Origin of the sequence: Glutamicibacter protophormiae (genome assembly GCF_014647495.1) — a bacterium.
GTDB lineage: Bacteria > Actinomycetota > Actinomycetes > Actinomycetales > Micrococcaceae > Glutamicibacter > Glutamicibacter protophormiae.
The window spans coordinates 22,864-34,330 of the sequence record NZ_BMPH01000022.1; the positions used below are offsets into that span (position 1 = coordinate 22,864).

General features: G+C 61.7%; 10 protein-coding genes. 5 read left to right on the forward strand and 5 right to left on the reverse strand.

All coding sequences use genetic code 11. The annotated features are described in order from the left end of the window. Window positions 1–10: 10 nt before the first annotated feature. The gene (locus IEY43_RS17520; RefSeq protein WP_188950248.1) at window positions 11–667 is read right to left on the reverse strand and encodes a trimeric intracellular cation channel family protein; all 657 of its coding nucleotides are present in this window, start codon (window positions 665–667) and stop codon (window positions 11–13) included. A 66-nt stretch (window positions 668–733) separates the two neighbouring features. Continuing rightward, complete coding sequence (locus IEY43_RS17525; protein ID WP_188950250.1) at window positions 734–1,273, reverse strand: DUF1697 domain-containing protein; 540 nt, start codon at window positions 1,271–1,273, stop codon at window positions 734–736. Between the two features lie 74 nt (window positions 1,274–1,347). Between IEY43_RS17525 and IEY43_RS17530 the strand changes: the two genes are divergently transcribed. Beyond that, complete coding sequence (locus IEY43_RS17530) at window positions 1,348–3,303, forward strand: S9 family peptidase (protein WP_188950253.1); 1,956 nt, start codon at window positions 1,348–1,350, stop codon at window positions 3,301–3,303. Window positions 3,304–3,324: 21 nt separating this feature from the next. Here the strand turns inward: IEY43_RS17530 and IEY43_RS17535 are convergent, their stop codons facing one another. Both IEY43_RS17535 and IEY43_RS17540 read right to left on the reverse strand, forming a co-directional pair. Then, window positions 3,325–3,720, reverse strand: a complete 396-nt coding sequence (locus tag IEY43_RS17535; protein ID WP_188950254.1) for an RNA-binding S4 domain-containing protein — start codon at window positions 3,718–3,720, stop codon at window positions 3,325–3,327. Window positions 3,721–3,759: 39 nt separating this feature from the next. Next, window positions 3,760–4,074 carry a hypothetical protein gene (locus IEY43_RS17540; protein WP_229777480.1) on the reverse strand — a complete coding sequence of 105 codons (315 nt, stop codon included), beginning with the start codon at window positions 4,072–4,074 and terminating at the stop codon, window positions 3,760–3,762. Between the two features lie 117 nt (window positions 4,075–4,191). Here IEY43_RS17540 and IEY43_RS17545 point away from each other — a divergent pair, with 117 nt between their 5' ends. The 3 genes from IEY43_RS17545 (at window position 4,192) to IEY43_RS17555 (ending at window position 8,077) form a co-directional block, all read left to right on the forward strand. After that, a complete protein-coding gene (locus IEY43_RS17545) occupies window positions 4,192–6,624 on the forward strand; it encodes a Tex family protein (RefSeq protein WP_188950257.1) in 2,433 nt (810 codons plus the stop codon). 144 nt (window positions 6,625–6,768) lie between these two features. Next, window positions 6,769–7,260, forward strand: a complete 492-nt coding sequence (locus IEY43_RS17550; protein ID WP_188950259.1) for a ferritin — start codon at window positions 6,769–6,771, stop codon at window positions 7,258–7,260. A gap of 58 nt (window positions 7,261–7,318) precedes the next feature. Then, complete coding sequence (locus tag IEY43_RS17555) at window positions 7,319–8,077, forward strand: SH3 domain-containing protein (RefSeq protein ID WP_188950261.1); 759 nt, start codon at window positions 7,319–7,321, stop codon at window positions 8,075–8,077. Between the two features lie 3 nt (window positions 8,078–8,080). On the opposite strand, the gene IEY43_RS17560 is transcribed toward IEY43_RS17555, so the two are convergent. Then, complete coding sequence (locus tag IEY43_RS17560) at window positions 8,081–8,746, reverse strand: response regulator transcription factor (protein WP_188950263.1); 666 nt, start codon at window positions 8,744–8,746, stop codon at window positions 8,081–8,083. Between the two features lie 408 nt (window positions 8,747–9,154). On the opposite strand from IEY43_RS17560, the gene IEY43_RS17565 reads away from it, so the two are divergent. Further along, on the forward strand, window positions 9,155–11,467 hold a 2,313-nt coding region (locus IEY43_RS17565), incomplete at its 3' end, for a choice-of-anchor G family protein (RefSeq protein ID WP_188950265.1).

The window sequence follows — 11,467 nt, forward strand, 5'->3', positions numbered from 1 at the left end:
GGCCTGCGGCCTAGAAATTCCGGTGCGGACCGTCGCCGTGGTTCGGGCTGTTCGGCTGGCGGTGCCAGTGCCCGGCCGCCAGCGGGATGCTCCAGCCGAAGCGGATCGAGGCCAGCCGCAGGGCGAAGGTCAGCCCGGCGATGCCCGTGCCGACCGCAATGTTCAGCACGTCGAAGTGCCAGGCGAACGCGGTGGCGGTGGCGCCGAGAATGGCCGGAATGGCGTAGATGTCCCGCGGGTTGAACAAATCCGGGGTGACGTTCGAGATGACGTCGCGCAGCATGCCGCCGCCCACGCCGGTGATCACGCCGAGCAGCACCGCGGTCACCGGATTCACGCCATGCTCCAGGGCCTTCATGGTGCCGGTCATGCAGAACAGCCCCAGCCCCGCCGCATCGAAGATCTGCACCAGACGGTGAAGCTTCTGCACCGCAGGGGTGAAGGCGTACACGCACAGGGCGGCCAGCACCGGCGGCAGGAAATACACTGGGTGCGCGAAGGTTGCCGGCGACTGGTTCAGGATCAGGTCGCGGACCACGCCGCCGCCCAGGCCGGTGACGCCGCCGAGGAACGCCGAGCCGAGCATGTCGAAACCTCGCCGCGCCGCCATCAGGGATCCGGAGACGGCGAAAAAGAAAATACCAACGAGTTCGATAAGGGTCAGCATTCACGGACTTTCACTGGGGATTCGACGGCGAAAAGCGCAACGCTCAATTATTGCCTGTCGGGGCGCTCATCGGATAATCGCCGCCATTTTCACCAGGGTGTTGTGGTTTCGGGTCGTAATGACCCGCTGGCGGGCCTGGGCGGCGGTGAGCTTGGACAGCGGATCGGTAGTGCTCTGCCCCTTGCGCGCGATCCAGCACAGCGCCCTGCCCAGCACCTCGACCGCAGGCCTCGGTTCCAGTGCGCGGGCCAGCTCGTACAGCGTCGCCGCATCTTGGGCGGATTCACATAACGTGAGGTAGCCGTGGTGCTCTGCCGCCGGCTCGGGCAGCTCCAGGACAAACGGCTGCGCCAGCTGGAGGATTTCCTCACGGGTGTAGACCAGGGTGGGGATGCTCCGCCCGTAGTGCGCCTCCAGCAGCTGGTTGCACTGGCGCTGCACCGACTGTGCCTCGGACAGCTCGGATTCGAGGACCACGTTGCCGCTGGCCAGCAGCGTGCGCACCTCGGTGAAGCCGCCCTCGGCCAGCAGCCCGGCCAGATCCTTCATCAGGACCTTGACCCCGCCCACGTTCACGCCGCGCAGAAAAACCGCAAAAATCGTCATGGGTTAATCCAAGCCGAACATCTTTGTACTTGTCGAGGGTCGTTTGACACCAAAAATCTGGTTAGGATCGAATCATGCCTTCGAAACTGCCCTACGGATCCTGGCCCTCGACCATTTCCGCGCACGATGTTGCCGCGGGAACCAAACCCCTGGGCGGTGCAAGCTTCCACGGACAGAACGTCATCGTGCAGGAAGGGCGCCCGGCAGAAGGCGGGCGCATCACCTTGGTCTCCTACCCGCTGGATTCGCAGGAAGAGCCGACCGAGCTGATCAGCAAGCCCTACAACGTTCGTTCCCGGGTCCACGAATACGGCGGCGCCAGCTGGAAGCTGGTCACCGGACGGCTGCAGGACGCCATCGTCTTCAGCAATTTCGCCGACCAGCGTGTGTACCTCCAGCAGCTGGGGCAGGTCACCCCGATCGCGCTGACCCCCGACTCGATGTCCGACGGGAACCCCCAGCTGCGCTTCGCAGAATTCATCGACGGGCCCAACCGCACCGTACTGGCCATCATGGAAGACCTCCGCGCCGAACCGGTGCGCCACATCGTGCAGATCCCGCTGGATGGATCCGCGGGCCAGGACGCCACCCGCATCCGGGTGCTCACCGCGCCGGCCCGTTTCGTGGCGGCACCCCGACTGAGCCCCTCGGGCACGATGCTGGCCTGGATCAGCTGGGAGCACCCGAACATGCCATGGGACGGCACCGAACTCCACCTGGCCGAGGTCAGCGGCAACGGGCAGCTGGAGGACACCGTGATCGCCGGCGCCGAAGACATCTCGATCATGCAGCCCGAATGGGTGGACGAGAACCGCATCGCCTACCTCAGCGACGAGTCCGGCTGGTGGAATCCCTACATCCACCAGGTCAGCTCCGCCCGCGCTACCCGGCTGGTGGACCGCGCCGCGGAATTCGCCGGCCCGCTGTGGCAGGTCGGCAGCGCCTGGTACGTGCTGGAGGACCAGCGCACCCTGCTGTGCTCCTACGGCACCGGCACCACCAAGCTGGCCCGGGTCCATGCGCTGACCGGGGGACTGGAAGACCTGCCGCTGCCGTTCACCCGGGTGCGCCCGCTGCAGGTGCGCGACGGCTGGTTGCTGGCCGGCACCTCCTCGATGACCGACGGCGAGCAGATCACGCTGGTCAACCTCGATACCCTCGAACACCGCCCGGTCGCCGGTTCCATCGCGCGGCTTCCGGATCCAGCCATGCTGCCCCAGGTCGAGGAGTTCGAATGCGCGAACGAGGTTGGCCAGGCGGTCCACGCCCTGCTGTACCGCCCGCGCCAGGAAGGCCTCACCGGGTTGGACGGCGAGCTGCCGCCCTTCGTCACCTTCGTCCACGGTGGGCCCACCGCGCAGGCCGCGGCCACGCTGAACGCCGCCATCGCCTACTACACCTCGCGCGGCATCGGCGTGGTAGACGTGAACTACGGCGGCTCTACCGGATACGGCCGCGACTACCGCAACCGCCTGCGCGGGCAGTGGGGCATCGTGGACGTAGCGGACACCATCTCGGTGATCAAGGCGCTGGTGGCCCGCGGGATCGCGGATCCGGCGCGTATCGGCATTGAAGGCGGCAGCGCCGGCGGATGGACAGTGCTCAGCGCACTGACCAGCTCCGAGGTCTTCTCCGCCGGGATCAGCCGCTACGGGGTCGCGGACCTGGTTGCCTTGGTGCAGGACACCCACGACTTCGAATCCCAGTACATGTTCTCGCTGGTCGGACCGTACCCGGAAGCGGCGGACGTGTATGAGAAGCGCGCGCCGATCAACCACGTGTCAAAGATTTCGTGCCCGGTACTGCTGCTGCAGGGAGACGAGGACCTGGTCGTCCCGCCGGCGCAGTCGCAGGTGGTGGCCGATGCGCTCGCCGCCCGGGGAATTCCCCACGCCTACATCCTGTTTGCCGGGGAACAGCACGGCTTCCGCCAGTCGGAGAACATCATCAGCGCGCTGGAAAGTTCCCTGGCCTTCTACGGGCAGATCTTCGGCTTTGAGACCGACGCCCCGGCCATCGAATTATCCTAGCGCAGCGGCGGCCGCGGCCGCTTAGGCTTCGGGGTCGATCCAGGAGGACCGCAGGCGATCCATTTCGCGGCGGTCCTTCTTGGTGGGACGGCCTGCACCGCGTTCGCGGACCGGGACCTGTGGAACGATGACCTTTTCACGCGGCTCGCTGTGGTCGATGTAGCATTTCACGGCCACCGCGGCGCTCATGCGCTTGGAGATCAGGCCCACGACTTCCAATTCGCGGTCGAAGCCGTTCTTGCGGACGCGTACCCGGTCTCCCGGCACCACCGGCTGGGCCGCTTTGGCGGAAACCCCGTTCAGCCTCACGTGGCCGGCGCGGCAGGCGGCCGTCGCCTCGGAGCGGGTCTTGTAGGCGCGCACAGCCCAAAGCCAGGCGTCAATACGAATTTTGCCGGTTGTCGGAATTTCGAGCATGAAAAAAGTCTAGATCAGGAGCGGAAGTGTTCCCGTGCGCTAGCTGGCTTGGGCGGTCGCGTCGTCGCAGGCCTGCACCAGGCGTTCCTGCAATCGAGTGGACACCGTGTCGCCGGATTCGGCCAGGTCGTTCAGGACGTCAACCAGATCCTGCGGCAAGCCTCCGCCTTCCACCGCTCCGACCAGCGATGACAGCACACGCAATTCGCTGGCGTCGATGCGACCGTCCTGGATCGGCGCGCAAGCCTGCCGGACGATTTCCTTGGAAGCCGCATCAGTGAGCTGGCTGGCCGCCGAACCAGCCGAGTCCTCAATGACCGAGCAACCTGCGCTGAACAGCGTTGCCGATGACACCAGAAGCAGGATTGCCGCGTTCCGAACTTGTACTTTCCCCATGGCAATTAAGTTTAGCCGCGAAGTTTTGGGATCTCCTGAACGCCAGCCGAGTCGATCATTAGAACGGAAACGCTCATGGGGCACAATGGATCGGTGAGTAGCGATCAGAAGAACAACGCAGCCAGCAACGCCATCGAACAGCGCATCATCGAAGTGCTGTCCCGGGAACTGTCCGTCGAATCGAAGGTGCAGCCCTGGCAGGTCAAAGCCGCCATTGAGCTGCTGGATTCCGGATCGACGGTACCCTTCATTGCGCGCTACCGCAAGGAAGTCACTGGAATGCTCAGCGACAGCCAGCTGCGGCTGCTCGAAGAACGCCTGCGCTACCTGCGCGAACTCGAGGACCGCCGTGTCGTGGTCCGCGAAGCCATTGCCGAAGCCGGCAAGCTGACCGAGCAGCTCGTTGCGGCCATCGCCGCGGCGAGCACCAAATCCGAGCTGGAGGATATCTACCTCCCGTTCAAGTCCAAGCGCCGCACCAAGGCCCAGATTGCGCGCGAGGCAGGCCTGGAACCGCTGGCAGACCTGCTGCTCGCCGATCCGCAGACCGACCCGGTGGCTGCCGCCGCCGGCTACCTGAACGCCGAGGCCGGGTTCGCAACTGATCTGGAGGTGCTCTCTGGCGCCCGTTCCATCGTCACCGAGCGAGTCTCTCAGGATGTCGTGCTGGCGGCGGATCTGCGCGAGCGGCTGTGGACCAGCGGCAAGATCGGTGCCAGCGTCGCTGCCGGGGCGACCGCCGAAGGCCAAGGGAAGTACTCCGACTACCTTGACTACGTAGCGGACTTGGACAACCTGCCATCCCACCGCGTGCTTGCGCTGCTGCGCGGTGAACGCGAGGGGGTGCTGAACCTGCAGCTGGCCGAGGCGGACCCGCGCGACGCGAAGGCCGTTGAGCAGGCCCGCGCGGGCTACGAGAACGCCATTGCCGCGTCGCTGGGAATCAACGCCCCTGCTGACGCCCCAGCCGGCAAGTGGCTGGCCCAGACTGTGCGTCTGGCCTGGAAAGCCCGGCTGCTCACCCGTTTCGAATCCGACCTGCGTTCACGGCTGTTCGAAGAGGCCGAAGACGCCTCGGTGAAGATCTTCGCAGCGAACCTGCGTGACGTGCTGCTGGCGGCCCCGGCGGGCAACAAGGCGGTGCTCGGGCTGGACCCGGGCCTGCGCACCGGCGTGAAGGTCGCGGTCGTGGACCTGACGGGCAAGTCCATCGAGACCGCCACCATCTACCCGCACGCCCCGGCGAACAAGTGGAACGACTCCGTCGCGATCCTGACCCGGCTGGCGCAGAAGCACGGCACCACCCTGATCGCGGTGGGCAACGGCACCGCAGGGCGGGAAACCGACCGGCTGGCCGCCGAGGTCATCAAGGCCCTGGGCACCGCCGGCATCAGCAAGGTCATCGTCTCCGAAGCCGGCGCCTCGGTATACTCCGCCTCGGAGCTGGCCAGCCAGGAGCTGCCGGGCATGGACGTGTCGCTGCGCGGCGCAGTCTCGATCGCCCGCAGGCTGCAGGACCCGCTGGCCGAACTGGTCAAGATCGACCCGAAGTCCATCGGCGTGGGCCAGTACCAGCACGACGTGACCGCCTCGAAGCTCGACCGTGCGCTGGATGCGGTGGTCGAGGACTGCGTGAATGCCGTGGGCGTCGACGTGAACACTGCGTCTCCTTCGCTGCTGGCGCGCGTGGCCGGGGTCGGCCCGTTGCTCAGCCGCAATATCGTGGAACACCGCAACGCCAACGGGCCCTTCGGCACGCGCAAGGACCTGCTTAAGGTGCCGCGCCTCGGCGCCAAAGCCTTCGAGCAGTGCGCAGGATTCCTGCGCATCACCGGCGGCAAGGAGCGGCTTGATGCCTCCTCGGTGCACCCCGAAGCCTACGATCTGGCCCGCGCGCTGCAGAAGGCCGCCGCGGAGCAGGGGCGCCGCCTCGATGAATTGAAGCCAGAGGACTTCGTCACGGATCAGTTCGGCGAGCCGACCATCCGCGATGTGGTCGCCGAGCTGCAGCGTCCGGCCCGCGACCCGCGCGGCGAATTCGTGACTGCCACGCTCAAGGAAGGCGTGGAATCAATCGGCGACGTCAAGCCGGGAATGATCATGGAGGGCACGGTCTCCAACGTGGCCGCGTTCGGCGCCTTCGTTGATCTGGGTGTGCACCAGGACGGCCTGATCCATGTGTCGGCGATGAGCAACAAGTTCATCTCTGATCCGCGCGAAGTGGTCAGCTCGGGGCAGATCGTCAAGGTCAAGGTGCTGGAAGTGGATACCGCGCGCAAGCGCATCTCGTTGACCCTGCGACTGGACGATGAGCTTCCGACGACCGACGTATCCGGCAAGCCGGGTGGTCAGCGCGAGCGCAGCCCGCGCGGCGGAGGACAGAACTCCCGATCCGGGCAGCAGCGCTCAGGCAGCAAAGGCCGGCCGAATGGCAGCAGCCAAAATCAAGCCCCTGCAGGGAACACGGCCATGGCCGAAGCGCTGCGTCGGGCAGGATTGGGCAAGTAGGATGCGCAAGTGCGTCTTCCCTAAGTTAGGTTAGTGCGGGCTATGTTAACGCGGACCCAACTAGGGTTCATAGCCTAATTCCGCCTCCACTAAGTGAGTCCGAACTTCGATGACAAAGGATTTAAAGCGTCCTAGTCTAAAGACATGGAACTTACAGGAAAACTGGCAGAAGCCTTCAACACGCAGGTAACCCTTGAACTGACTGCTGCAACGGTTTACCGTCAGCTGGCAGTTGAGATGGACATCATGAGTCTTCCTGGCATTGCCGGCTGGTTCCGGGCTCAGGCAGCTGAAGAAATCGTTCACGCTGAAAAGTTCATGGACCACATGACCGACCGATCGGCGCACCCGAGGATCGGCGAGCAGTCGGCTCCGGTAGTCAACGTTCATTCCGTTGCGGATGCATTTGCCGCCTCCCTGGCACACGAGCAGAAGGTTTCGGAAGCGATCCGCGAACTGTACCGCTTGGCGCAGACCGAGGGGGATATCGACTCGATCCCGCTGCTGCACTGGTTCATCGACGAACAGGTCGAAGAAGAAGCTACGGTCACCGAGATCCTGGACCGCGTTAAACTGATCGGAAACGACGGCAGCGGGCTGCTTCGTCTGGATTCCGAATTGGGTTCGCGCAAGTGAAACTAGCAGGCAGAAGAACCAACTTCTAAAAATGGAATAAACTTAGGGGAAGTGACATTTGTTGCTTCCCCTAAGTTTTATTTTTGAGGTGCTCGTGAATCAGATGGGTTATTCGCAGTCAACGGCTCGTTCGTCGTCGGCATCGCGTACACATCGAACCACGGCACCGCTCAAACTGCGCAAGGGAGCCGGGCGCCACTACCTTGTGCAAAGCCACTTGGATCAGGGCACCGAACTGGCGTTGGTCACCGTTCACGGTTCGTGGGCTCACGTCTATGTTCACAAGATCTATGGTTGGGTGCCGAACATATATCTAGAGCCGATTCCAGCCGTCTTCGACGAACCGGTCGTGAATCAGTCCGATGAGAGGCAAGACGAGCGAACCCTCACCCGGTACTCCCTGGTCGAAACGACGCACTCCACAACGGCTACTCTTAACCTGCGCAAGGGCAGCGGTACCGGATATCCGGTGCTCATGGTAATCGACCAGGGCACGAAGGTGCGTCTGCTGCTCCAGCAGGGGCTGTGGTCCCAGATCCAGTGCGGAAAGCTGCACGGCTGGGTACCGAGCATGTACTTGCACGAACTGCCGGCCCGACCCGCAAAGGGCGGACTGATGGCAGTTCCCAATCAGCGCGCCCTGACAACAATTGGCTTGAACGCCCGCCGCGGACCTGGCGACCACTATGGTTTGGCGCGCATTCTCCAAGCGGACACCGCCGTGGTGATCGTCGCCAGGCAGGGAGCTTGGCGGCAAATCGACCGCGACGGGGAACAGATGTGGATCCCGGCCAGCCAGCTGCGCACTGTCTATTAGAGTTTAGGCAATCTGCAGGTCAGCGGAGGTGATCAGACCCGTTTCCGCCGCGATGACTGCAAGCTGCACACGATTCGTCACCGAAAGCTCATCCATGATGCGCGCCAGATAGAGTTTCACCGAGCCTTCGCTGATGTGAATCGCCCGGGAAATCTGGATGTTGGTCAGACCCGCGGCGACGAGGCTGACTAACTGGCGGTCCCGCCCGGACAGCGAGCGGATGATCGTCTGATTTTCCGTGCGCTTCTCCATCCTGACTGGATATTCCCAGCCATCAGTCGGTGGAGCGAACAACTGATATCCGGCAGCGACCATGCGAAGTGTGCTGGGTAATTCAGTGTTGATGGAACTCTTGGAAATGATTCCGGAGCTTCCAGCATCGTAGGCTTGAGTCACTTCGTCGCGGCTGTACCGGGTAGCCAGTACAACGATTTTGCTGTTTGGCGACGCAGCTACGAGCTGTCGTACGGACTTGAAAAGACTGTCTCCGCTCAACGAAGTTTCCAGAAGAACGATGTCCGGCTTATTTTGTGATGCGTTCTCTAACGCTTCTGCCATCGATCCTGCAATATGCTCAACGGCGATATCTCGTTCTGCTGTCAGTGCACCTACGATTCCGGCTCGCGAAAAGTGATCGCTATCCGCTAGGTGAACTCGAATTTCAGGCATTGGGGCATCCTTGGCTTGGCTTCCGTCAATCAGGACTGCAGCATCTTGCCCCTCACGTCCCCGCGTGATCCTGTGCTGCAACTAGGTTCATTCTATGGCCAAGCGGTTAGATGGAATAACCCCTCTGGCAATTGTTAATGGTTCACATGGCCAGCAGCAGAGTGACCCATACCTCCTCCCGTCTACTCGCGAACAGGTGATATCGCTGAAAGTACGGGCATCTAGAGTGACAAGTTACCGCGCAGTTTACCCTAACGGTGACGAAGATTATCCAACTGGATAGAAAATATGACCTCAATATGCCCAGAAATAGCTGAAAGAAACCTGAGTGCCCTCGTGCCTCGCACCTAGGGTCGATAGGGGGCTTGCCTAAAGTTCCGCGATCACAAACAACCTGGGAGGACTGCGGTGCAAGATAGTCATTTGCCGCCTGAGAAGAAGGGTGCGGCCCCTCGTGCTGCTCGTCGGGTTCTAGCCGGCGCAGTAGTTACTAGTCTGTTTATCGCACCATGTGTTACTGCCGCTTACGCGGCACCGAACGATTCGTCTGAAGCACTAGGGCGGGCGATTGACCTGAACCTGCTGAAGATTCCTGTAGCGGATGCCGGTTATGCATATTCCGGCAATCAAAGTTCGCCGGATGCAGTGCATGCACCTTTGAACGTTAGTGCTCTAGGTGCCATTGAATTGGATCTCGGACCCGGGGTTCAGCTTCCCTTGATTGGTGAAGCAGGCACTGGGCTGCTTCAACTTGGACAAGCAGGTGTACTGAATTCATTTGCTGAGGCCGCGACGGCTACCAGCGCCAAGGCCGGAGCTGGCGCTGTTAGTTCGGGCGGCGGTATTGCGCTTGATGCCGAAGGCTCGGAAGCGATGACGGCCAACGTGGATCTGACCAAGTTGCTGAAGCAGCTTAAGATCGATAATTTAACGGATTCGGTAATCGACGAAGCATCTTTGGAGATCGGCGCGCTTGGCTCAACGGCTGAGAAGACCGACGGTGCCTTGAAGACCGAATATTTGGTTGCCGGAGCAGAAGCGACGATTGGTAGCCCTGCTGTCGAAGGGCTGACAACTTCGCTTGGCGGAGTCGTCGATGGCCTCGGGACAACGCTGAATACGACTCTTTCGTCGGATGGTGTACTGGGAACCATAACTTCAGGGCTTGAAGCCATCAATATTGATCTTGGTCTGCTTGGCCGAGTTGGTGTTACCAATTCAAAGGTCGCACTGAATGGCGTAGATGCTGCGCTCGATCAGGTGAAGAAGGATGTTCTGCAGGGTGTCATCAGCACGGACACCGGTCTCGTTTCGATCGACTTGGGCACAGGAGATATTGCTGTAGACCTGTCGAAGGTAACAACTGGTGGGCTGAACGGAAAGCCAGAAAACTACGAGCTCCTTACTCCAGCCGCCGTTCAGGAAATCGCGGATGAAGTTACTACTGCGCTATCTAACCTTGTGACTGACTTGCGCGACACTCTGGTGGCGGCACTCGATGACATCGATATCGTGGTCGATCTCGGTTTGGAAGTCCGACTGTTGGCACCGGTAACTACAGGCGACGCGAAGATTACTGGCAGCGTCGCAAGTTTCCTTGGGTTAGTGGATACCGAGCCAACTACCGAAGTGAACTTGAAACTTGCCGGGCTGGAAATCGGTACGCTCGTCACACCACTCGTCAAGGGTGTTGTTGGAGTTGTCCGTGGCGTCATCGGTCCGGTGCTTAATCCCGTTGTCGACGGTCTCGCCGGGACAATCTCCGGCATCGTCAAGGGCGTGACTGACCCGCTGGAGCCTGTGTTCTCTGGTGTTTTGGATCAAATCGTTGAAATTACCCTGAATGAACAGGGCAAGACTACCATTGACGATCCGAGTTCAGATCCTGATTCTACTCAAGAAGCTGACTTCGTTACTGCATTGTCCGTGACTTTGCTGCCGGCAATGGGAAAGCAAGCGAATAAGATCTCACTAGCTCGCTCGGAAATTCGTGCTGAAGACGAAATCGCTCCGGTCAAGATTCTGACTCCGGGTAGCAACGCCACGGTTCCCACCGGAAACGTTGAAGTAACTGGTACAGGACAAGCCGGTGCAAAGCTTGAGGTATCTATCGATGGCAATGCTCCGCAAGAAGTCACCATAGGAGAAGATGGCACATGGAAAGCAATTTTCCCTGATGTGCCAGCTGGCCCGCATACGATAACTGCCACGGACAACAGTACCGAAGCTTCTGTTTCCTTCACTGCTGAAGACGAATCGGCGACCGACGCGACGACTGACGCATCTTCTGACGCCCAGGCTGATACCAACGCTGACGCCAATGCTGATGCGGCTTCGGCTGCTGATGCTGAGGCTGGTGCGGATACCGCTGGTGCTGATACCAACGCTGATGCGGCTTCGGCTGCTGATGCTGAGGCTGGCGCGGATACCGCTGGTGCTGATACCAACGCTGATGCGGCTTCGGCTGCTGATGCTGAGGCTGGCGCGGATACCGCTGGCGCGGATACCGCTGGTGCTGATACCAACGCTGACGCCAATGTTGATGCTGAGGCTGGCGCGGACACCGCTGGCGCGGACACCGCTGGCGCGGACACCGCTGGCGCGGACACCGCTGGCGCGGACACCGCTGGTGCTGACGCCAACGCTGACGCCCAGGCTGATGCTGAGGCTGGTGCGGATACCGCTGGTGCTGATACCAACGCTGACGCCCAGGCTGGTGCC